21 protein-coding genes and 1 pseudogene are annotated in these 21,848 nt (G+C 65.6%); 8 read left to right on the forward strand and 14 right to left on the reverse strand.

The genetic code is table 11. From position 1 onward, the window contains the following. Positions 1–5: 5 nt before the first annotated feature. From HWY30_RS05950 to HWY30_RS05960, 3 genes are read left to right on the forward strand one after another with little or no spacing between them, the layout of a single operon-like run. Entirely contained in the window at positions 6–611 is a 606-nt protein-coding gene (locus tag HWY30_RS05950; RefSeq protein WP_090805111.1) for an AraC family transcriptional regulator, read from the forward strand. Then, a complete protein-coding gene (locus tag HWY30_RS05955; protein WP_090805114.1) occupies positions 611–910 on the forward strand; it encodes an ArsR/SmtB family transcription factor in 300 nt (99 codons plus the stop codon). The genes HWY30_RS05950 and HWY30_RS05955 overlap by 1 nt, the downstream gene beginning before the upstream one ends. Further along, positions 910–1,839 carry a LysR family transcriptional regulator gene (locus HWY30_RS05960; protein WP_090805115.1) on the forward strand — a complete coding sequence of 310 codons (930 nt, stop codon included), beginning with the start codon at positions 910–912 and terminating at the stop codon, positions 1,837–1,839. Before HWY30_RS05955 ends, HWY30_RS05960 begins: the two co-directional genes overlap by 1 nt. A 60-nt stretch (positions 1,840–1,899) precedes the next feature. On the opposite strand, the gene HWY30_RS05965 is transcribed toward HWY30_RS05960, so the two are convergent. From HWY30_RS05965 to HWY30_RS05985, 5 genes are all read right to left on the reverse strand, one after another. Beyond that, a complete protein-coding gene (locus HWY30_RS05965) occupies positions 1,900–3,240 on the reverse strand; it encodes an HlyD/EmrA/EmrK family protein (RefSeq protein ID WP_090805118.1) in 1,341 nt (446 codons plus the stop codon). A gap of 34 nt (positions 3,241–3,274) precedes the next feature. Continuing rightward, positions 3,275–4,795 (reverse strand): efflux transporter outer membrane subunit, encoded by a 1,521-nt coding sequence (locus HWY30_RS05970; RefSeq protein ID WP_090805120.1) that lies wholly within the window; start codon positions 4,793–4,795, stop codon positions 3,275–3,277. 54 nt (positions 4,796–4,849) lie between these two features. Continuing rightward, entirely contained in the window at positions 4,850–5,287 is a 438-nt protein-coding gene (locus tag HWY30_RS05975; protein WP_090805123.1) for a MarR family winged helix-turn-helix transcriptional regulator, read from the reverse strand. Positions 5,288–5,393: 106 nt separating this feature from the next. After that, the gene (locus tag HWY30_RS05980; RefSeq protein WP_090805126.1) at positions 5,394–6,956 is read right to left on the reverse strand and encodes a DHA2 family efflux MFS transporter permease subunit; all 1,563 of its coding nucleotides are present in this window, start codon (positions 6,954–6,956) and stop codon (positions 5,394–5,396) included. Between the two features lie 86 nt (positions 6,957–7,042). Beyond that, positions 7,043–7,480 carry a MarR family winged helix-turn-helix transcriptional regulator gene (locus HWY30_RS05985; protein ID WP_090805128.1) on the reverse strand — a complete coding sequence of 146 codons (438 nt, stop codon included), beginning with the start codon at positions 7,478–7,480 and terminating at the stop codon, positions 7,043–7,045. Between the two features lie 196 nt (positions 7,481–7,676). On the opposite strand from HWY30_RS05985, the gene HWY30_RS05990 reads away from it, so the two are divergent. Together HWY30_RS05990 and HWY30_RS05995 are read left to right on the forward strand one after the other, a co-directional pair. Then, a complete protein-coding gene (locus HWY30_RS05990; RefSeq protein ID WP_090805131.1) occupies positions 7,677–8,099 on the forward strand; it encodes a VOC family protein in 423 nt (140 codons plus the stop codon). Positions 8,100–8,299: 200 nt separating this feature from the next. Continuing rightward, positions 8,300–9,010: an SDR family NAD(P)-dependent oxidoreductase gene (locus HWY30_RS05995; protein WP_090805134.1), complete on the forward strand. Its 711-nt coding sequence runs from the start codon at positions 8,300–8,302 to the stop codon at positions 9,008–9,010. 31 nt (positions 9,011–9,041) lie between these two features. On the opposite strand, the gene HWY30_RS06000 is transcribed toward HWY30_RS05995, so the two are convergent. The 5 genes from HWY30_RS06000 to HWY30_RS06020 form a co-directional block, all read right to left on the reverse strand. After that, entirely contained in the window at positions 9,042–9,986 is a 945-nt protein-coding gene (locus tag HWY30_RS06000) for a LysR family transcriptional regulator (protein ID WP_090805136.1), read from the reverse strand. A 166-nt stretch (positions 9,987–10,152) separates the two neighbouring features. Next, positions 10,153–11,253: an NAD(P)H-dependent flavin oxidoreductase gene (locus HWY30_RS06005; protein ID WP_090805139.1), complete on the reverse strand. Its 1,101-nt coding sequence runs from the start codon at positions 11,251–11,253 to the stop codon at positions 10,153–10,155. A gap of 58 nt (positions 11,254–11,311) precedes the next feature. After that, positions 11,312–12,595 (reverse strand): MFS transporter, encoded by a 1,284-nt coding sequence (locus HWY30_RS06010; RefSeq protein WP_090805142.1) that lies wholly within the window; start codon positions 12,593–12,595, stop codon positions 11,312–11,314. Continuing rightward, on the reverse strand, positions 12,592–13,800 hold the full coding sequence (locus HWY30_RS06015; RefSeq protein WP_090805796.1) for a YbfB/YjiJ family MFS transporter: 1,209 nt from the start codon (positions 13,798–13,800) through the stop codon (positions 12,592–12,594). The genes HWY30_RS06010 and HWY30_RS06015 overlap by 4 nt, the downstream gene beginning before the upstream one ends. A 120-nt stretch (positions 13,801–13,920) precedes the next feature. After that, entirely contained in the window at positions 13,921–14,853 is a 933-nt protein-coding gene (locus HWY30_RS06020; protein ID WP_090805144.1) for a LysR family transcriptional regulator, read from the reverse strand. A 222-nt stretch (positions 14,854–15,075) separates the two neighbouring features. Here HWY30_RS06020 and HWY30_RS06025 point away from each other — a divergent pair, with 222 nt between their 5' ends. Continuing rightward, entirely contained in the window at positions 15,076–15,789 is a 714-nt protein-coding gene (locus tag HWY30_RS06025) for a cytochrome b (RefSeq protein ID WP_244144801.1), read from the forward strand. Between the two features lie 179 nt (positions 15,790–15,968). On the opposite strand, the pseudogene HWY30_RS41440 reads toward HWY30_RS06025, so the two are convergent. The 4 genes and pseudogenes from HWY30_RS41440 to chrA form a co-directional block, all read right to left on the reverse strand. Further along, a pseudogene (locus tag HWY30_RS41440) lies at positions 15,969–16,132 on the reverse strand (Hsp20/alpha crystallin family protein); the annotation flags it as partial. Positions 16,133–16,180: 48 nt separating this feature from the next. Beyond that, positions 16,181–16,456: a DUF1488 family protein gene (locus HWY30_RS06030; protein WP_090805149.1), complete on the reverse strand. Its 276-nt coding sequence runs from the start codon at positions 16,454–16,456 to the stop codon at positions 16,181–16,183. A 172-nt stretch (positions 16,457–16,628) separates the two neighbouring features. After that, the gene (locus HWY30_RS06035; RefSeq protein WP_090805152.1) at positions 16,629–17,483 is read right to left on the reverse strand and encodes a potassium channel family protein; all 855 of its coding nucleotides are present in this window, start codon (positions 17,481–17,483) and stop codon (positions 16,629–16,631) included. 156 nt (positions 17,484–17,639) lie between these two features. After that, positions 17,640–18,881, reverse strand: a complete 1,242-nt coding sequence (gene chrA / locus HWY30_RS06040) for a chromate efflux transporter (RefSeq protein WP_090805155.1) — start codon at positions 18,879–18,881, stop codon at positions 17,640–17,642. 359 nt (positions 18,882–19,240) lie between these two features. On the opposite strand from chrA, the gene acs reads away from it, so the two are divergent. Together acs and HWY30_RS06050 are read left to right on the forward strand one after the other, a co-directional pair. Next, a complete protein-coding gene (gene acs / locus HWY30_RS06045) occupies positions 19,241–21,139 on the forward strand; it encodes an acetate--CoA ligase (RefSeq protein ID WP_244144811.1) in 1,899 nt (632 codons plus the stop codon). 30 nt (positions 21,140–21,169) lie between these two features. Continuing rightward, complete coding sequence (locus HWY30_RS06050; protein WP_090805160.1) at positions 21,170–21,781, forward strand: acetate uptake transporter; 612 nt, start codon at positions 21,170–21,172, stop codon at positions 21,779–21,781. Positions 21,782–21,848 lie beyond the last annotated feature (67 nt).

Here is a 21,848-nt window from a genome sequence, read left to right on the forward strand (position 1 = left end):
TGCGCATGCGTGTCGCGATGATGCTCTATGCGGGATTTCAGCTGCTCGAGGTCAGTGGTCCGATGGATGTGTTTCATCAGGCCAACCGCCTGTATGGCGGCGTCCTCTATGAGGCGCATCTGATCGGGCCGTCGCCGGGGCCGGTGTTTTCGTCGAACGGGACGGCCGTGGGTACGACCGAGTGCCTGTTCGATACGCGCCCGCCCTTCGATATTGTCGTGGTGCCTGGCTCCCCGGTGGTCGGTTCTGCCCGTGAGCATCGCAAACTCGTGGACTGGTTGAGCGATGCGGGACCAAGGACCCACAGGCTCGCCTGCATTTCGAACGGCGCGTTTCTGCTTGCAAGAGCCGGTCTCGCCGATCGCCGCTGGCTGACCACGCATTGGCGCGACGCTGACCGCCTCGCGGCCGAATATCCGCTGGTCCATGTGATGTCGAATCCTGGCTGCCTGAAGGATGGCAACCTGTACTCGTCGGGCGGCGCGAGTGCGGGCATCCATCTCGCCCTGTCGCTGGTGCGGGAAGACCTCGGCGAACATGCCGCGGGAACGATCGCCACGGCGTTGCTGACGCCGCCGGCAGGAAGCGCCAAGCGCGCACGGAACAATTGATGATCGACACGAACCTGATTCACAAAGCGCTCGCGAATCCGCTGCGGCGTGACATCCTCGCGTGGTTGAGAGCCCCCGCCGAGACCTTTCCGAACGCCTATGTCAACCATGGCCGCGGCGTACCCGTGCACGCCATCCAGGCGCGCAGCGGTCTGGCCCAGTCGACGGTATCAATGCATATCGCCGTGCTCGTCGAAGCGGGACTTCTGGTTCCGAAGCGAGTCGGCCAATGGATTTTCCTGTCGCGCAATGAAGAAGCGATACGGACATTTACGGAACAGGTTCGCGTGCATTTGTAATGGACAAGCTCAACATGATGCGGATATTCGTCCGCATCACCGAAGAAGGAAGCTTCACGGCAGCGGCCTCGCGCCTGAACATTCCGACAGCCAACGCGTCGCGGGCGGTCGCGCAACTCGAGACGCATTTGCGCACACGTCTGCTGCACCGAAGTACCCGGCGCCTCGCGCTGACCGAGGCGGGCGAGCGATATCTGGACCGCTGCCAACAGATACTCACCTCTGTCGACGAGGCCGAAGCCGAGGCAGCCAATGCGCAAGTCAGACCCTCGGGGCGGCTGCGCGTGCATGCGTCGCCAGGCTTTGGCACGACCTATCTGGTGCCGGCAGCGGTCCGGTATCAGGAGCGCTATCCTGCCGTGTCGGTCGAGCTGACGTTATCGTCAGGCACGCCGGATCTTCTCGACGATGGCTACGACCTGATGCTTCGATTGAGTGCGACGCAGCTGCCCGACTCGGGGCTCGTTTCGCATCGGCTCGGAGAGGTCCACAGCGTGCTCTGTGCAGCGCCCGCTTATCTGCACGCGCGCGGTACGCCGCACACGGTACAGGACATTCGGGGTCACACTTGCCTACAGTTCGTTATGTCGATTTTCCCGCGCGATCGCTGGCATCTGGACGGACCCAACGGCCGTGAAACGGTCGAGCTTCCGAAGGCGGCGGTCGAAATCAACCTTCCTGACGCGCTCGGTGTCGCGCTGCGCGAAGGGGTGGGTATCGGAGCGCTGCCGATGTCGAGCGCGCTGCCCTCGCTCGACAGCGGCGCACTGGTGCGCGTGCTGCCGCAGTATCGGCTGCAGAAACTGACGGCCTTCACGGTCCATGCGTCGCGCCAGTATCTGGACGCCAAAATCAGGACTTTCGTGGATTTCCTGCGCGAGGCCGTACCGACGGCATTGGCCGAGGACGAGGCGGCGCTCGGCCGTTGAGCCCCGCCTCGGTGACCTGCCGCTTCACGCTGTGTCGCGACAGGCTGCGCTCGACGCGCTTCAACCCGCATTTGCCTTGTGTTCGTGCGACGCCACGCGTTGCGATTGCGATTGCGATTGCGATTGCGATTGCGATTGCGATGGCGATTGCGGTTGCGCGGCCATCGCGCGGGAGATCATTTCGTTTTGCTTGATGATCTTGTCGATCTCGGCGTCGGCCTGCGCATCGTAGTGCGCGAAAACATCGGTGCGATAACGCGTGTTCTGCGCCGCGCCCAACTGCGAACCGGATTCGTCGCGCGTGTCGGCGTCGACCGCCATCGACAGGCCGATACGCAGCGGATGCGCGGCCAGCTCGGCCGGGTCGAGCGCGATGCGAACCGGCAGCCGCTGCACGATCTTGATCCAGTTGCCGGTGGCGTTCTGCGCCGGCAGTGTCGCGAACGCGCTGCCGGTGCCGGCCGAAAAGCCCTCGATACGCCCGTGATATCGCGCGCCGCTACCGTAGACGTCCGATGTCAGCGTGACCCGCTGGCCGATCCGCATGTGCTTGAGCTGCACTTCCTTGAAGTTCGCGTCGACCCATACGCCGTCGAGCGGCACGATCGCCATCAGCGGCGTGCCGGGCGCGACGCGCTGGCCGACCTGAACCCGGCGCTGCGCGACGTAGCCGGTCACCGGAGCCGGCAACGTATCGCGCGCATAGGCGAGCCACGCGGTCCGCACTTTCGCGGCGGCGGCCTGCACGTCCGGATGCTGCTCGACCGTGGTGCGATCGGTCAGCGCATGGTTGGCTTCACCCTGCTGGCGCGCGGCTTCGAGCGCGGCCTGTGCGACGCTGACCGCGTCGCGGGCGTGTGCGATGTCCTCGGCGGACACGGCGCCCGTGTCCGCGACGGCCGCGCGGCGGTGCAGGTCGTCGCGGGCGCGGCCCAGATCGGCTTCGCGCTGAGCGACGTTCGCCGCGTAGAAGTCGTTGTTGACATACAGGCCGCTCACGCGTCGCACGGTCTGGCCGAGTTGCGCTTCGGCATCGGCAAGCGCCAGTTTTGCATCGGCCGGATCGAGCGTGACGACAGGGTCGCCCTGCTTCACGATCTGCGTGTCGTCGGTGTTGACGGCGATCACGGTGCCGGTGACCTGCGGCGTCAGTTGCACGAGATTGCCGCTGACGTACGCGTCGTCGGTCACTTCGTGATATCGGCCCTCGGTCAGATAGTACCCGCCGTAGGCCGCGCCCGCGAGCACGACCGCAGCGCCGAGCAGCGCGATCAGGCGTTTGCGGCGTGCCGGCGGCGTGGCCTTGTTGTCGTCCTGGGGCGTGGCAGGCGCTTGCCCGCCGGTCTTCTGTTCGTCTTGCCGATCCGCCAGTCCGCGGTCGGTCGTGATCGAATCGCTCATTGCAGTTCTCCTGATAGGTTTTCCGACCTGCCGTTCAACGTGCGGCAACCGCGGCATTGGCTTGACGGGTCGGGACGGCGGCGACGTCCGCGTGATGGTCGGTGCTGGCCGACGTATCGACGTAGCCGCCGCCTAACGCCGACGCGAGCTCGATCTGCTGGTCGCGGCGGTTCATCTTCAGATTGGCGATCGCCTCGTCGGCGTTCAGCGCGGTGACGTCGGCATTGAGCACGGTCAGCTGGTTGGTGAGGCCGGCCTTGTATTGCGTGGTCGCCAGTCGATCGGCATCGCTCGCGGCCTGCTGCGCGGCCTGCGCATCGCCGAGCTGCGCGTCGCTCGAGCGGATCTGCGCGATCTGCGCGGCCACGCCGCTCAGCGCGCCGATCAGCGTCTGGTTGTAGGTCGCCACCGCATAGTCGAACTCGGCGTAGCGGCCCTTCAACTGCGCGCGCAACTCACCCCCATCGAAGATCGGCAGATGGATCGCCGAGCCCACCGAGGCCGTGCGACTCGCGGCGCTCAAAAGGCGGCCGAAGCCGAACGCGTCGAAACCGATCGCGGCGCTCAGGTTGATGTCGGGATAGAACTCGGCCTTCGCTTCCTTCACCTCGTGCGTGATCGCATCGACGCGCCAGCGCGCCGCGACGATGTCGGGCCGGCGGCCCAGCAGATCAGCCGGAAGGTTGTCCGGCAGACGCACGTCGTCGCCGACGCCGAGCGTCGGCCGCGTGATCGCGAGTCCACGGTCGGGACCCTTGCCAAGCAGCGCCGCCAGTTGATACCGGGTGGTCAGGATGCTGCCGTCGAGCGCGCTGACGCGCGCACGGCTCGTGAACAGATTCGCCTCGGCCGTCTTGCGCTCCACTTCGGTATCGAGGCCGGTTGCGATGCGGCCCGCGGTGATGCGGTCGATCTGCTCGCGCCGCGCGACTTCCTGCTGCGCGATGTCGCGCAATGCGTAGAGCCGCGCCAGCTCGTTGTAAGTGCGGGCGATCGAGGTGTCGAGCGTGAGCCTGACGACTTCCACGTCGGCCTCGCTCGCGGACGCCTCCGAGACAGCCGCGCGCAGCGCCTCGCGGTTCTTGCCCCACAGGTCGAGATCGTAAGAAGCGCTCAGCAGCCCCTTGTTCTCCGTCTGCCATGAGCCGGCGTACGGCGGCGGAATCAACGCGGTGCTGCTGTACTGCTGGCGCGTCAGCGTGTACGACGCATCGACGCGCGGCAGCGTGTTCGCCTTCGCCGTTTCGCTATAGGCTTGCGCCTGCTCGACTCGCGCGCGCGCCTGGCCGAGCGTCGGGCTACCTTGCAGTGCCTCGGCGATCAATGCTTTCAGTTGCGCGTCGCCGAACTGGTCGACCCAGTCGGCGGATGGCCAGTGCCCCTGCTCTTGCGGGAGGCTCTGGGACGTTTCCAGCTGCCGTGGTTGATCGATCTGCTTGTCGCTGTGGATGCCCGCATAGTTTGCACATGCCGCCAGCACCGCGAAGGAGATCACCGAAACACCGAGCTTCAGCGAACGGGCGACGGTGTTTGCCCTAGAAGTCTGCGTTTTCATTTTCTGACAAATCAGATTAATGGGTAAAAAAAGCGCGGCACACGGCCGCGCCGCTCAATCGCCTGTGAACTTGCGAAGCAGGCGGTCCAGCTCGGCAAACTCGCCCTTCGTGAATTTGCGCAAGCGGGCGTTCAACACATGCGGTGCGACTTCCGGAATCCGCGCGGCGACTTTCTGCCCCTCCGCGGTCAAGGTCAGATTGACCACGCGGCGATCTTGCGGGTCGCGCGATCGTACCAGCAGCCCCTTCGATTCCAGCTTGTCCAGCATCCGCGTCATCAGGCCGGTGTCGATTCCGAGCAGCTTCGACAGCTCGAAAGGCGTGGTTGCCACACCCTGCTTCAGCGAAAGCAGGATGCCCATCTGCTGGCCGTTGATTTCGAGGTCCTTGAGCGCCGCGTCCATTTCCGCGACGACGACGTTACGGGCCTTGACGAGCCTGAAGCCGATACTGTTCGTAAGCATGAAGTTCTTCGTCGTGTAATGGTCCATGGCGGTGTCCTCCTCGTTGATTTGAACAATATCTGCATTATCAGATAATGTCAAGGAGAGGATGGTCTGTTTCATTTTCCGTCCGAACCGGGTTGCCAAATTGGATTCAATGTCCGCCGGCGGCTGCCGCGCCCGCGGCACCACCCTTGGCCGGCTTCGTCACCCAGATCAGCGGGATGATGACGACAAAGATCACCGCCGAGATCCAGAAGATGTCGTTCAGGCCGAGCATCGTCGCCTGCGCGTTCAGCGAGGCTTCGTAAAAGGCCGTGGCCTTGGGAACGCCCGCGTCCAGCGCCGCCTGCAGGTGCGCGATCGCGCCGGTAAAGCCAGGATCGTCCACGCTCGATTGTTCGGCAAGTCGCGCATGGTGCAGAATCGTGCGGTCGTTCCACGCGGTGCTCATCAGTGACGTGCCCACCGCTCCCGCAAAAATGCGCACGAAGTTGGACAGACCCGCTGCCGCTGGAATCTCCTCCGGCTTCAGACCCGACAGGATGATCGCGGTGAGCGGCGTGAAGAACAGCGCGGTCGGAATGCCCTGCAGCAAGGTGGGCAGCACGAGCGTCCAGGCGTCGACGCTGGTCGTGTAGTTCGAGCGCATGAAGAACACGCCGGCGAATCCGACGAACGCAAGCGTGGCAAGCACTCGCATGTCCGAGCGCGGCATGATCTTGCCCATCACCGGGGCGAGGATCACGGCGAAAATGCCGAGCGGCGCGGTCACGAGCCCCGCGTCCACCGCTCGGTAGCCGAGGAAGCCCTGAATCCACTGCGGCAGGATCACGAGGTTGGCGAAGAAGATCGCGTAGGCGACCGAAATCGCAATCGTGCCGCCGAGGAAGTTACGTCTGGCGAAAAGCCGCAGGTTGACGATCGGCTTTTCCTCCGTCAATTCCCAGATCAGGAAGAACAGGAAGCTCACCACGGCGACGATCGTCAGCGCCCAGATCACCGGCGAGCTGAACCAGTCGAGGTCGCGGCCCTTGTCGAGCATGATCTGCAGCGGTGCGACCCATGCGATCAGCGAGATCAGGCCGACCTTGTCGATCGGGAGCTTGCGGGCCGGCGTCTCGCGGTCGCGGTAGATCGCCCAGATCGCGCCCGCGGCGAACAGGCCGACCGGCACGTTGATGTAGAAGATCCACGACCAGCTGTAGTTGTCGGTGATCCAGCCGCCGAGCGCCGGGCCCGCAATCGGCCCGACCGTCGCCGTCATCGCCCACAGCGCGAGCGCGCTCGAGCTTTTTTCCTTCGGAAACGACGCAAGCAGCATGGCCTGCGACAACGGCACCAGCGGCCCTGCCACCGCGCCCTGCACGACACGGGCGGCGAGCAGCACCATCAGGTTCGGAGCGAGGCCGCACGCCGCCGATGACAGCACGAACAGCAGGATCGCCCCGACGAACAGCCTGACCTGGCCGATGCGCTGCGTGAGCCACCCTGTCAACGGAATCGACACCGCGTTGGCCGCGGCAAACAGCGTGATGACCCATGTGCCTTCGTCGATCGACACACCGAGGTTGCCGGACAGCGTAGGAATCGCGACGTTGGCGATCGACGAATCCAGCACATTCATGAAGGTGGCGAGCGCCACCGCAAACGTGCCGAGTGCAAATTTTGCGCCAGTCAGCTGGGCCGGCGCGGCTGGGTTGCTCGATGGATTCATGTTGCGTCCTCGTCTCGGTTCGAAGCGCCCGTCAGTGGCGCGTTATTATCTGCAATGTCAGATAAATGGTTAAAAAAAATGCCGCCTCAGCGGTCCAGCAGCCTTGAAAGAAGCTGGCTCAACGCGTCGAAATCGGACTTCGAGAGATGCGAAAGCCGCTCGCTCCATGCTCCCTGGACAACCTGTGTGTTCCTGGCGGCGACGATCTGCCCTTCCCGCGTCAACGACACATCCACGAGGCGACGATCCCTGCCGTTGCGGGCGCGCTCGATCAGTCCGCTGTTTTCGAGCTTGTCCAGCACTCGGGTCATCCGGGCCGGGTGGACGCCCGCCAATTTCGACAGTGCGGCCGGTGTTTTCACTCTCCCGCGCGCCAGCGTAAGCAGAACGCCGCGCTCCTGCAGATTCAGTCCTGCATCCGCGAGCCCCGCCCTGAGTTCGCTTGCAATCAGCTGACGCGCCTGACCCAGCACGGACGCCAGCTTCTGCGTGCGCTCAAAGTCTTCGTTGATCGAATCATCCATCGGTCGCCTCCTCGATATCTGACTTTAATATATTTGACTATGCAGATTGATGCAAGCGGATTTCCTCGCCGTATGCGCTACATGGTGTAAAAACTGAATTGAACTGCCGGCGACTATTGTCGCGATTCCTTGGGGCGAAAATCTTTCCGGCGCGGATTCGGGCGCTGCCCGCTCTCACTTCAGGAGTGACAGAAGGATGACTGACAAACCGCTTACGCTGGGTATCGATCACGTCGGACTCACCGTCCGCGATCTGAACCTCACACGCGACTTCTTCGTGAAGTGTCTGGGCTGGCAGCAGGTGGGAGAAAGGCCTGCCTATCCGGCTGCGTTCGTGTCGGACGGACACGTCGTGGTGACGCTCTGGCAGGTCACCGATTCAAGCCGCCTCGTCGAATTCGATCGCAAGGTCCATGTCGGACTGCATCATCTTGCGCTGCGCGTGGGCAGCGAAGAAGCACTGCAGGACATCTTCGCGCGCGTGTCCGCCTGGCCGGGCGTCAAAGTCGAATTCGCGCCCGAAGACCTCGGCGGCGGGCCCAAACGCCACACGATGGTGTACGAGCCGGGCGGCATCAGACTCGAATTCGATCACGACCCGCGAACCCAGGCATCGTGAACGCGGATGCGCGCGACAGACCGGCCGACACCAACAGGACCACTGCCGCTACGCGCCATCACTCACCGCTTGTTCCTGCGGCTCACAACTGTTTGTCCGTGCCTTGTGTGCAAAAGCGGAGCACGACCTCATAAATTAGTAGCCATCGGAGCCATCAGTCCGATCACAGATTGCTGATCCAACCTACTTCGAGGTTCACTATGAGTCAGTCTCCCAAAGTCATCGTGGTCACCGGTGCATCGCAAGGCATCGGCGCCGAAACCGTCAAGGCATTTCGCAAGCTTGGCCATAACGTGGTCGCGACATCGCGCGGCATCAAGCCGTCTGACGATCCCAACCTCGTCACCGTGGCCGGTGACATCGCCGATCCGGCCACGGCTCGACGGGTGATCGAGACGGCCGTGGCGCGCTTCGGTCGTGTCGACACGCTCGTCAACAATGCGGGCATTTTCGTGGCCAAGCCGTTCACCCAATACACCGCGGAAGATTACGCGACGATCACCGGCATCAATCTCGCGGGCTTCTTCCACATCACGCAGCTCGCGATCGCCGAGATGGAGAAGCATGAGCGCGGGCACGTGGTCAGCATCACGACGAGCCTCGTGGATCACGCGATTGACGGCGTACCGTCGGTGTTGACCTCGCTGACCAAGGGGGGCCTCGCCGCCGCGACCCGCTCGCTCGCGATCGAGTATGCGAAGCGCGGAATTCGCGCCAACGCGGTTTCGCCCGGCATCATCAAGTCACCGATGCACGCGCCCGAAACGCATGCGGCGCTTGGCGCATTGCATCCAGTAGGTCATATGGGCGAGATGAGCGACATCGTGAATGCGATCCTCTATCTCGACTCGGCGCCGTTCGTGACCGGCGAGATCCTGCATGTGGACGGCGGCCAGAGCGCCGGCCACTGAGCGGGCCATGCGATGAAGCGGCGCGCGCCGGTCAATGCGCGCGCGTGCTCGGCGCGGGCGTCGCGGGTTTGGCCAACTGCTCGACGAGAAATTCGACGAAAGCCCGCACGCGCGAGGTCAGGTAGCGCGCGTGCGGATAAAGCAGGATGAATGGCCGCGTGCGTCCGCCCGCTTCGCGCAACACTTCCACGAGCCGACCTTCGCGCAGGTCGTCCTCCACGACGAAGCGATACGTCTGAAACAGGCCCGCGCCGGCACGCGCGAGCGTCACGCCGGCGAGCGCATCGCCCGACGTTCCATAGCTTCCCGTCGTCAGCACGTCGCCATCTTCAGGCGAACCCTCGAAGGTCCAGGCGAGATGGCGCCCGCTGCTCGGCAGTTCGAACTGGATGCACTCGTGCGCCCGCAGGTCCTCGACGGTTTTCGGCACGCCCGCGCGCTTCAGATAGGCGGGCGCCGCCACCACGACCATTTCCGCGTCTTCGAGCTTGCGCGCGACGAGATTTGAATCGGCCAGTGCGCGACCGCGTATCGCGAGATCGAAACCTTGTTCCGCAAAGTCGATGTTGCGATTGCTCAGGTGCGTCTCGACCTGGACTTGCGGATAGCGCTCGCGAAACGCCGGCAATAGCGGCAACACGCGATAGTGTCCATACGGCGTCGGCATGCTGATGCGCAGCACGCCGGCCGGCGTGGTCTGCTCGCCCGTTACTTCGCGCTCGGCATCCATCAGTTGCGACAGCGCTTGCCGGCACTGCTCGAAGTAGCGCCGCCCCGCGTCGGTCAGACGGATCTGGCGCGTAGTGCGCACGAACAGGCGCACGCCGAGCCGTTCCTCGAGCCGCGCCACCGAGCGGCTCACCGCCGCCGGTGTGACACTCGCGGCGTTGGCCGCCAGCGTGAAGCTACCCAGCTCCGCCGCGAGACAGAAGAGCTCGATGCTACCCAGCAGGAGATCGTCGAATTTGCGTTGCATGCCTGTCCGCCTTTGTTTTGTTGGCTTGAGAACCCGTCGATCGCGGCCGCGCTGGACCGAATGCATGGGTGCGGAACTGAGGCTGGAAGCTAATCGGACATCGGCCCGCGCATGCCCCACGCGTGCCGATGTGTTCCATCTGTGCGATGGTATTGAAGCTGGACTGCTAGTTCCACACCGATTGCAGCCGCTCGATACTTTCTCGCGTTTCGCGTTCCAGTTGCGCCATCAGTTCGCCGGCAGGCAACGAACGCGCAAGGGGCGCGGCCTGGCCCGCCCATTGCGCGTCGTAGCCGAATTCACCCTTGGCCTTGGCGGCTGCATTGAGCGCCTTGCCCGCGTCATAGGTGATTGGATAGGACGGCGTGCGCGGGGCTTGCGGGTCCTCGCCGAGCGCGGTGAAGCGATTGACGATGCTGCGCGCGAGCCGCCCCGAAATGGCCGACGTGAACGTCGTCGAGCGCGCCGCATCGCTGAGCAGCGCGCGGCGATAGCCGTCGTCGATCGAGGTTTCCGGGCACGCGACGAACGCCGTGCCCAATTGCGCAGCCTGCGCGCCCAGCGCGAGCGCGGCCGCGATGCCGGCGCCGTCCATGATGCCGCCCGCCGCGATCACGGGCAGGTCGAACTCGCTCGCGAGCAGGCGCGTCAGCGCGAACGTGCCGAGGCGTTCGTCGCGCCCGGTCGTGTCGAACACGCCGCGATGACCGCCCGCTTCGATGCCCTGCGCGACGATCGCATCGACACCCGCCTCGACGGCCGCCGCCGCTTCGTCGAGATTCGTCGCGCTCGCCAGCAAACGGATGCCCGCGTGCTTCAGTTGCGCGATCACCGCATCGGGCGGCAAGCCGAAATGGAAGCTCACGACGGCCGGCTTCTCCGCGAGCAGCATCGCCTGCATTGCGGTGTCGACGACGAAGCTCGTGTAGATCTCGCTGAGCGCTTGCGGCGGCGTCGCGCCGTATTGCCGGAACACCGGTTCGAGCCAGTCGAGCCATGCACGCTCGACGGCCGCATCGGGTGTCGCCGGGCGATGGCAGAACACGTTGACGTTGAAAGGCTTCGTCGTTAGCTCGCGAGTCTGATGGATCGCGCGGCGCGCGTTCTCCGCGTTCATCGCGGCAACGCCGAGCGAGCCGAGGCCGCCCGCGTTCGACACCGCGGCGGCCAGCGCCGGCGTGGTGACGCCGGCCATGGGCGCCTGAATGATCGGCTTGTCGATGCCGAGCGTGCGCAGTAACGCGCGATTATCCGCTTGTGTGCTCATGTTCCCTTCCCACCGGATGCGTTAAACGATTCGATGTGCCTGCCAGCTTGCCAGCATGTCAGGCCCCAGCGCGGCGGTGCGCCCAGCCCGCGAGGCCGCCGCAAGCGATCAGCAGCGCGCCGGTCACGAAGAACACCGCGTGCAGCCCGAGATGAACGCCGATCACGCCGCCGATCACCGGTCCCACCACCTGGCCGCTGAATTGCGCCGATTGCAGATAACCAAGCATGCGGCCGGTCCTGCTTTCATCCACCGATTGCCGCGCCAGCTTGCCGATCGAGGGCAACAGGCCCGCGAGCGTCATACCCATCAGCACGCGCAAAGCCGCGAGCTGCCACCAGTGCGTGACGAAGGCTTGCGGCACCATCGCCAGCCCCGTGAGCACGAGGCAGACAACGATCACGCGCCAGCTCCCGAACCGGTCGGCCAGCGCGCCGAGGCGCGCGGCCGTCAGCATGCTTCCGAGCGCCGAGCATGCCATAACCACGCCGGCCACGCGCGCAAGATGCGTGGCATCCACGCCAAGGCCGCCGATATACACGGTGATGATCGGCTCGATCGACATGTTGGCGAGCAGCACCATCATCGCGGTCACGAGGAGCGCGGCCACCACCGCGTAATTGGCGCGTCGGGCGGGCGCGTCGGCGCTGCCGCGCGCATGAGCTTTCGCGTCGCTATCCGGGTGAAACTCTTCCTTCACCACGAAGATGGTGAGCAGCGCCGCCGCCGCGATCATCGCGCCGCCCGCGAAGAACGTGCCGCGAATGCCGATCCAGTCTGGCAGCACGCCGCCGACGAGCGGCCCGACCAGATTGCCCGCGAGCGCGCCCGTCGAAAGTATGCCGAGCGCCCAACCCGCGCGCTCGCGCGGCGCCTGGGTGCCCACCATCACCGTGGAAGCCGATGCATAGCCGCCCACCAGACCTGCGATCAGACGCAGCGCGACCAGTTCGTAGACATTGTGCGCCACGCCGATCAACGACATCACCAGGGCCATACCGATCGCCGCGCGAACAAGCATGGGTTTGCGGCCGAAACGGTCGGCCAGACGCCCCCACAGTGGCGCGGTAAGAGCGGTGCCGAGGAAGGTCGCGCCGAAGGCGATGCCCGACCACTGGATCACCGCGGACGGCGAACCGACACCGAGTTGCCGCACATAGAGCGGCAGGAACGGCAGCAGCATGCTCAGGCTCACGAGCGTCGTGAACGAGCCGAACACGCAGACGACGAGATTGCGACGCCAGTACTGGACGTTGCGCTCCGCATAGCCGCGCGGCCGCGCGTCGTGCTGCGCATACGGCCGCGCGAGCGCCGCCGGTGCAGAAGAATGCGTGGTATTCATTTCGCGCTCCGCGCGGAAAACAGCTCGACGGCGAGTGCGAGCAGAAGCGCCACCGCGCCAATCGCGTAGAGCGCGCGATAATTGCCGCCGCTCGAAGCGAATACGAACGAAAGACCGTAGGCCGCCAACGCCTGCATCACGGCGAAGCTCGTCGTCGCGCGGCTCCATGCGTCCTTGACGGCGGACGGATGGTGCGCGAGCAGCTCGTTCACGCGACCGAGCGCCAGCGGCACGATGCCCGGCGTGAACGCGCCCACGACAAATGCGGAGACCATCAGCCCCGTCGACCCGAATAAGCCCGCGGCCAGGATCGCGACCGCAGCGGCCTGCACCAGATACGCGACGCGCAGCGCGCGGCCGAAACCCACGCGATCGGCGAGATGCCCTGCCGCGAGCGGCCCGACGATCGCGCCCAAGCCGTACAGCACCCAGAACTCGGCGCCCGCATCGACGCCGCGGCCCAGCCCGCGCGCCACGAAATCGACGAGGAACAGCATGTGCGGCACGAGCCCCACGGCGTTCAGGCCATATTCGACATAGAGCGCGCGCAGGCCGGCGCGGGGATACGCAGGCGCTGTTTCGAAGCGCGAATGAGCACCGGCGTGCGCGGGCGCCGCGTGCTCGGGCCAGCCGTTCCACGCCACGGCGGTCAACACGAGCGAAACGGCCGCGAGCCCGAGCCACGTCCACGTGAGCCCCTGACGCAACAGAATCGGCACGATCGTGCCCGAGGCCGCGATGCCGAGCCCGATCCCCGTGAAGATGCCACCGCTCGCGAAGCCCCGGCGCGCCGCCGGCACGTGCGCGAGGATCGTGGGTGCGGCGAGCACCATCAACGCGCCGCCCGAGAGCCCCGAGGCCAGGCGCCAGATGAAAAACCACAGGAACGACACGGGCACCGCGCAGGCCACGAAGGCGATGGTCGCGAGCAGCATCATCGCGCGCAGCACGGTGGCGGGTTTCGCCACGCGTACCATCGCGCCCGCCAGCAGTGCGCCGGCCAGATAGCCGCCGAGGTTCGCCGCGCCGAGATAGGCCGCGCTCGAGGCGGGAAACCAGTGCGCGCCGATGATAGCCGGCAAAAGCGGCGTATAGGCAAAGCGCGCGAGACCGATGCCGATCAGGCTCGCGCTGGCCCCGGCGAGCGTGCCCCGCCAGACGTTGTAGCCGGCCGGAGCGGCCGGATTCGAGATGGCTTGCTGCATGACGACTCCCATGGACCGGTGCTGTTAAGCACCCGATGAATATGGGAGCCAGTCTAGAACGACTCGCATCTCGGGAGAATCACCGCACTGCGTAAGTGATTCTTCCGCGCGGCGATCGAATCAGCGTCGATCGGCGTCGGTGATTTGCTGAGCCCGCTCGAAATACTCGCGCAGCAGCGGCGTGGCGAAATCGACGAAACCGCGCACCTTCGGCACCGCAAGGCGCCCGTGCGGCGTCACCAGGTTGACGGGCAACGGCGCATGCTCGCTGTTGCGCAGCACGATTTTCAGCGCGCCGGCCTTGACCTGCTCGGCCACGTGATAGGAGAAAAGCCGCGTGACGCCATGCCCGGCCACGGCCGAAGACAGCGCAGCGCGAATCGTGTTGACGATGAAGCGCGGCGTGAACCGCACGACCTGCGGCAGCGCCGTTAGACGGGCCGCCGGAAAGCTCCACGAATCGAGCCCGAAATGCGTCATCGAGATGATCGGATGGCTGGCCAGATCGGCGGGGACATCGATGGCCGGGTGCGTGGCGAGATAGTCGGGCGAAGCGACCACCACCCGCCTCACCTCGCCCACCGGAATGGCGACGAGCGTGGAGTCCTGTAGATGAGCGATGCGCAACGCCACGTCGATGCCCTCGTCGACGAGGCTCACGGGCCGGTCGAGCAGGTGCAGGCGGATCGACGCCTGGGGATGGCGATCGAGAAACGAATCGACAATCGGGCGCAGCACCTCCTCGCCCACCGCCACCGCCGCCGTCACGCCTAGCAGTCCGCGCGGCGCGGAGCGCTCGTCGGCTGCGAGCAGGTCCGCCTCCTCCAGATCCCCGAGGATGCGCCGGCACGCCAGCGCATAGCGCTCGCCCGCCTCGCTGAGCCGGATCGTGCGCGTGGTGCGGTGTAGCAGCGGCGTGCCCGTGTGCGTCTCCAGAAACGCGATGGCCCGGCTCACAGCCGCGGGCGAGCGGCCCAGCCGACGGCCTGCGCCCGCCAGACTGCCCTCGTCGAGCGTGGCGACGAATACCTTCATGGCGTCGATACGGTCCATTGCGTGTTTGAGCTTGAGATTGGGCCTAGGTGGCGCCGCAGTCTTTTAGGGCGGTGAGTTCCGGCACGATCTTAGCGGAATACGAGAAGCGACAGCGTGGCATGCACGGCTGCACAATCGTAAGACTGAATGTGGCGCTAGTGCGGCGCTTGGCATACCCTGAAGAAGTTGTTCAGCAGATCCTGGTACGCTCCGCTGCCGCTAGCGGGCTGGGTACGTCAAATGTCGCGAGCACCGCGAGCTTGCTGCGCCCGTGGGGATGGCACTCCGCGTGCAAGCTCAGCCAGCGTTTTTTGTGGCGTCTCAGCCTCAACGTTTCCATCCCGTTCGCTCGACCCGATGACCAACCTCAAACATTCATCCGCGACCGCGACGGCGACGCGAATCGCAGCCGGCGATGACCGCACGCAATACGACTCTTTCTCGATCCTGTTGCATTGGATCACGGTGATTTTGGTGTTGGCCCAATTTGGACTCGCCCAAACCTGGGGGTTTGCGCCTAAACCCACGCGTCACCTGATGATCGTTTCCCACATGTCGTTTGGAATATTGCTTTCGGCCGTGTTGATCGTGCGCATTGGGTGGCGTCTGATGCCCGGACATCAAACTCCCGTGTCTGCCGCGGGATGGGTCGAGCGGGCCGCGAAAGGCGTCCACTATGTTCTGTACGCGCTGCTGGTCGGCGAAGCGGTACTGGGTTTCGTACTGCGATGGTCCGGCAACGAATCGATGAGCTTTTTCGGGCTGCTGATGCCATCTCCTTTCGCGCCCACCAGTAAGGCGACGCATCACGCCATTGGTGAGGCTCATGATTTCGTCGGCTGGGCCATCATCGTCATCGCGGCGGGACATGCCGCCGCCGCGCTGTTTCATCACTATGTGCTGCGCGACGACGTGCTCAAGCGCATGCTGCCGCGCAAAGCGGGCGACGCGTAAGCCGCTCACTTGCCCGCCCGGCGCTCGACCGATAACGAAACAATCGGCTTGCTCGCGCTGAAGCACACCCATTCGGGTGCGAAGGTGCGCGAGCGCTTTCCTGCAGACTGGCGCGCGCTTCAGCCGGACCTTCGCCGCAACAAAAAGGCGCGCCCGTGACAGCGCGCCATCCTCGCGTGTCAGTCGATGGTCAGCCGCTTGCGATCGCCCGACGCCTTTTTCGGCAAGCTGAGCGACAGCACGCCATCCCTGTACTCGGCTTCGCGTTCGCCTCCTCGACCTCGCCGCCGAGCGCGAACGAGCGGCTGAAGGTGCCGGCGTAGCGCTCGCGGCGGATCACCCGCCGCGACGACGCGTCGTTGATCCACGTCAAGCGTGCCCGCCCGACCCGTCACGCGCAAAACCTGAAAAACCCGCTATGCAGCAGCACGGGCCTGGCGCCGATCTCGTCGAGCAGACGCCGGGCGGCCTGTTCGATCTGGGAACGGTGCGCGAGGAACGCCTGGAGCAGATCGTCTTCCCGCAGCGAGCGCGCGCCGAAATGGTCTTCGAGCGCCTCGGCCGTGATCGCGCACTGCACGGGCCGATCGTCGACGAGCGCCGGAAACGCCAGCACCAGATCGCGGGCGCAGTATTCGGGCATGCAGGACGGAAAGGAAATGTGCATGGTGACGCCCCCCACGGGCATGAAGTGCCGCATCGGCGGATGCGAGGTAGCGGACCCGCCGCGACGTCTCCAGCTTAATCACGCAATCCACGGCGGATTTGACGTACGTCAAGGCGGAGTCACGCACGGTCCGCGGTGGCCCCGTTTGCCGCGGCGCTGTCAGCGCGAATGGTCATTCGCCCGTGCGCGTCACGGAACCCGCAGCGGCGTCGCTGCGTCGCGCGGCGGCGTCGATCGTCTGCCGCAACGCCTTCAGTTCAGCGTGCAGGCGCACGATTTCATCGTTCAGATGCTTGATATCCCGATGCATCTCGCGTCGCAACGCCCTCTCTTCCTTGCCGATGAATGCCGCGGCGATGCTCGCGAAGACCAGCGACAACATGCCGTAGCCGAGCAGCACGACAAATGCCGCGAACACACGCGAGGCGGGCGTCGTCGGCGCGATGTCGCCATAGCCCACGGTCGCGCTGCTTTCGAACGCAAGCCACAGCCCTTCGGAGTACGAGTGCACGTGTGGTTCGAGCCAGTAAAATCCGGCGCCGGCCATCGCGAGCACGAGCGCGCCGGCGAGCAGCAGCCACATCAATCGGTTCGGCGTGACGAATTCGCGCAGCGACAGCACGATGCGCAACGCAACGACACCCATGAACGACAGCCGCAGCAGCCATTCGACGGGCTGCCACGGCGGCGTTCCGAAACCGGTGCTGAGCGCCGCGCCCAACGCGATGAGCAGGTCGAGCCAGTTGTTCGCGAGCAGCGTCTTCGGCCGTCTGCTCAGATGGGCCAGCCAGGTGAACGACAACGCGAAGCCGGCGAACATGCCGACGTATAGTGTCCGCGACAGGCTCAGCGCCAGCGGCGTGGGCACCGTCAGTTCGACGTAGAACGCGGGGATCGCGCAAAAGCTCAGCGCGCACAGCCCCCAGCGCAGGCGGCGCCATGCCCGCACGGCGCGCGGACCGTCGTGCGCGCTGGCACCGCCCAATCCGTAGCCGCCGAGGCCGTGGTCGATCATGTGGTCCGTCATCGCGCGAATGGCTTCCGGCCTGTCGGGTTTCGCGCGATATCGTCGTGGTGCCGCAAACGCACCGAGGCCGCGCGATCATCGTTGCAGGCTAACCGACCCCCGGCTGTCAGCCTTGATGCAGATCAGTGCTGGTGCAAGGCGTGCGCGATCAGCCTGTCAGAGCGGGTGCAGCACCGTTTGCGCGACGCCGGCCGCCACACACAGCACGACGACCGCAAGCGGGGGCACCTTCCAGCGCAGCAACAGCAAAAAGCCGATGCACGCCACGGCGAAATCCGTCGCCGACAGGACCGCGCTCGTCCACACCGGCGAATAAAGCGCGGCGGCCAAAAGGCCGACCACCGCGGCATTGACGCCGGCAAGCGCCGCCGCCATCGCCGCACGCGCGCGCAGCGCCTGCCACCACGGCAATGCGGCGAGAACGAGCAGCAGACCCGGCAGAAAGATGCCCACTGTCGCCAGCAGTGCGCCGCTCCAGTGTCTGGGTGGCAGCGCCATCATCCAGCCGAGAAACGCCGCGAACGTGAACAGCGGTCCGGGTACGGCCTGGGCCGCGCCATAGCCGGCCAGGAAGTCGTTGGGCGCGACCCATCCGGTCGCGACGGTTGCCCGCTGCAACAACGGCAGCACCACGTGGCCGCCTCCGAACACGAGCGCGCCGCAGCGATAGAACGCATCGAATACGCGGATGCCTTGCGAGGTCCCGCTTGCCGCCCATAGCGGCAACGCGAACAGCAATGCGCAAAAGACCACTAGCGCGACGATGCCTGCCGTGCGCGACACCTGAAAATCGCCGGCCCGCAGAGGAATGGCGCGTGGCGCCTGCACCGCCGTGGTCCGGCACAGCGCGACACCGAGCACGGCGCCGGCGCCGATCACGATCAGTTGGGCGTAGACGGTGCCAGGCACGCTGAGCAATCCGAGCGATGCGAGCGCGATCGCCGCGCGGCGGCGATCCGGACACAGACGCCGCGCCATGTCCCAGACAGCCTGCGCGACGACGGCCACCGCGACGAGCTTCAGGCCGTGAATCACGCCCGTGCCGAGCGCGCCGCCCAGGTCCGGCGCGATCGCGGCAAAGGCCAGCATCACGAGTACCGACGGCAGCGTGAAGCCGCACCAGGCCGCTAGCCCCCCACCCCACCCGGCCCGCAGCAGCCCGATCGAAAACCCCGCCTGGCTGCTCGCGGGTCCCGGCAGAAATTGGCACAGGCCGATCAGGTCGGTGAAGGCTTCATCGTCGAGCCAGCGGCGCCGCTCGACGAACTCGCGCCGGAAGTAGCCGATGTGAGCGATCGGACCGCCGAAACTGGTCAGCCCGAGTTTCAGAAAGACGATGAAAACCTCGATCACGCGCGTGAGCCGTGAGCGGCGCGGCGACGACAAATCAGTATCCATGGATGTGCGGGTTCGAGCGCTGCCGATGTCGAGAGCCGGCGGGCAAGTCGCCGTCGAGGGGCTTCGTGTTTGACGACGCACAGTATAGAGGCCTACGGCGCGACCACGCGCCGCACCCGCGCTTGATCTGGGTCAATCGTGCCCCTTGCTTCCCGCCACACACTGGTCGCGACATCCGGAACACTGTTCGAGTCATGCGCGCAGCCGCGCCGCCGATGGTTGGATATCGGCAGTCGCGGTGTGCCCGTCCCATATCACTCATTCAAGCCAGCGAGGAGACTATGTCCACTGTCGCCATCAACCATCAAGCGCCGGAAACGGCCGCCCCGCCGCTTCTGACGGACACGGCCATCGACGGCATGGCCGCCTACGAAGCGCTCGTCAACGAAGCGCGCAGCGACCGGACCGGTTTCTGGGCGCGGCTCGCGCGCGAGCATCTGAGCTGGCACCGGCCCTTCACCAAGGTACTCGACGAATCGAACGCACCGTTCTTCAAATGGTTCGACGACGGTCTGTTGAACGCGTCGTACAACTGCCTCGATCGTCATCTGCACGACGGCAATGCCAACAAGACCGCGATCATTTTCGAGGCCGACGACGGCAGCGTGACGACCATCACCTACCGGCAACTGCATGCGCGCGTGTGCCGCCTCGCGAACGCGCTGCGCGCGCGCGGCATCGTGTGTGGGGACCGCGTGATGATCTATCTGCCGATGTCGATCGAAGGCGTCGTCGCGATGCAGGCCTGCGCGCGCATCGGCGCGTTGCACTCGGTCGTGTTCGGCGGCTTCTCGGCGAAGTCGCTGCATGAACGGATGGTCGATGTCGGCGCCGTCGCCGTCATTACCGCCGACGAGCAGATGCGCGGCGGCAAGAACCTGCCGTTGAAATCCGTCGTCGACGAAGCGCTGAAAATGGCAGGCACCGACGGCATCCATACCGTGATCGTCTATCGGCGCACGGGCGGCTCGATCCTGTGGGACGAACCGCGCGACTGCTGGCTGCACGAACTCGAAGCGGCCCAACCCGACACCTGCGAGCCCGAATGGGTCGGTGCCGAGCATCCGCTGTTCGTGCTGTACACGTCCGGTTCGACCGGCACGCCGAAGGGCGTGCAGCACAGTACGGCGGGCTATCTGCTGTGGGCCGCCGTCACGATGAAGTGGACCTTCGACCTCCGCACGGACGACGTGTACTGGTGCACGGCCGACATCGGCTGGATCACGGGACACAGCTACATCTGCTATGGCCCGACCGCGGTCGGCGCGACCCAGGTGATTTTCGAGGGCGTGCCGACGTGGCCGGACGCGGGACGGTTCTGGGAGATGATCGCGCGGCACAAGGTCAGCATCTTCTATACGGCGCCCACCGCGATCCGCTCGCTAATCAAGGCCGCCGAGACGAACAGCGGCGTGCATCCGCGCCGCTTCGACCTCGACTCGTTGCGTTTGCTCGGCACCGTCGGCGAGCCGATCAATCCCAGCGCGTGGGAGTGGTTTGCGCGCGAAGTCGGCGGCGGGCGCTGTCCGGTGCTCGACACCTTCTGGCAGACCGAAACGGGCGGCCACATGATCACGCCGCTGCCGGGCGCAACACCGCTCGTCGCGGGATCGTGCACGTTGCCGCTGCCTGGCATCGAGGCGGCGATCGTCGACGAAACCGGCTGCGAACTGCCGAACGGCCAGGGCGGGCTGCTGGTCGTCAAGGAGCCGTGGCCGTCGATGCTGCGCGCGATCTGGGGCAATCCCCAGCGGTTCCGCAGCGGCTACTACCCCGCGGACCTGGGCGGCAAGCTCTATCTGGCCGGCGACGGCGCGATCCGCGATGCGCAGACCGGCTACTTCACGATCACCGGCCGCATCGACGACGTGCTGAACGTGTCCGGCCACCGCATGGGCACGATGGAAATCGAATCGGCGCTCGCCGCGCATCCGCTGGTGGCGGAGGCCGCGGTCGTCGGCAGACCCGACGAGACCATCGGCGAAGCCATCGTCGCGTTCGTCGTGCTCAAGGGCCCACGCCCGCAAGGCACCGAAGCAAGGCAGCTCGCCGACCAGCTGCGCGCGTGGGTCGGCAAGGAAATCGGGCCGATCGCCAAGCCGAAGGAAATCCGCTTCGGCGACAGCATGCCGAAGACGCGCTCCGGCAAGGTCGTGCGGCGTCTGCTGCGTTCGGTCGCGAAGGGAGAAACGCTCGCGCAGGACATGTCCACCGTCGAGAACCCCGCCGTGCTGCGGCAGTTCGGCCACCACGAGTAAGCCCCCCGGATCGATTCAGGAGACTTCACGATGAAACCCACCGCACCCAACCCCGCATCGCTCGGCCTTGCGGCTTTCGCGATGACCACGTGGCTGCTCAGCATGATCAATGCAGGCTGGTTCAGCGGCGGCTCGCTCGGTCTCGTGCTCGCCGTCGCGTTCGCGTTCGGCGGCAGCATGCAGATCGTTGCCGGACTGATGGAGATTCCGCGCGGCAACACGTTCGGCGCCACCGCGTTTCTGAGCTATGGCGCGTTCTGGTGGTCGTTCGCGCTGTTTGCGTTGTTCCTGCACGAGCAGGTGCCGGCCGCGTTCGTCGGCTGGTATCTGCTGTTGTGGGGCGTCTTCACGTTCTATATGTGGATCGCGACGTTCCGCTCATCGCGCGCGCTGCAGTGCGTGTTCGTCGCGCTGTGGGCAACCTTCTTTCTGCTCGCGGCCGGCGAATGGCTCGGTTCGGCGACACTGCGGCACGCGGGAGGCTATGGCGGACTGCTGACCGCGCTGCTGGCGTTCTATCTGTCGGCGGCGGAGATCATCAACGAGTCGTTGGGCCGCACCGTGCTGCCAGTCGGCGCGAAACCCGGGCTCGTCAAAATGGAAACGGTCGGCGCCGCGGTGGTGACGCGTTTTGCGGAGTGACTGATTGCGCGCATTCGGCGCTTCACCAAGCCCGTCGCGAATCCGACATGCGCGGCGCGTTTTGTCG

The organism is Paraburkholderia tuberum STM678 (assembly GCF_902833905.1).
GTDB classification, from domain to species: Bacteria; Pseudomonadota; Gammaproteobacteria; order Burkholderiales; family Burkholderiaceae; genus Paraburkholderia; species Paraburkholderia tuberum.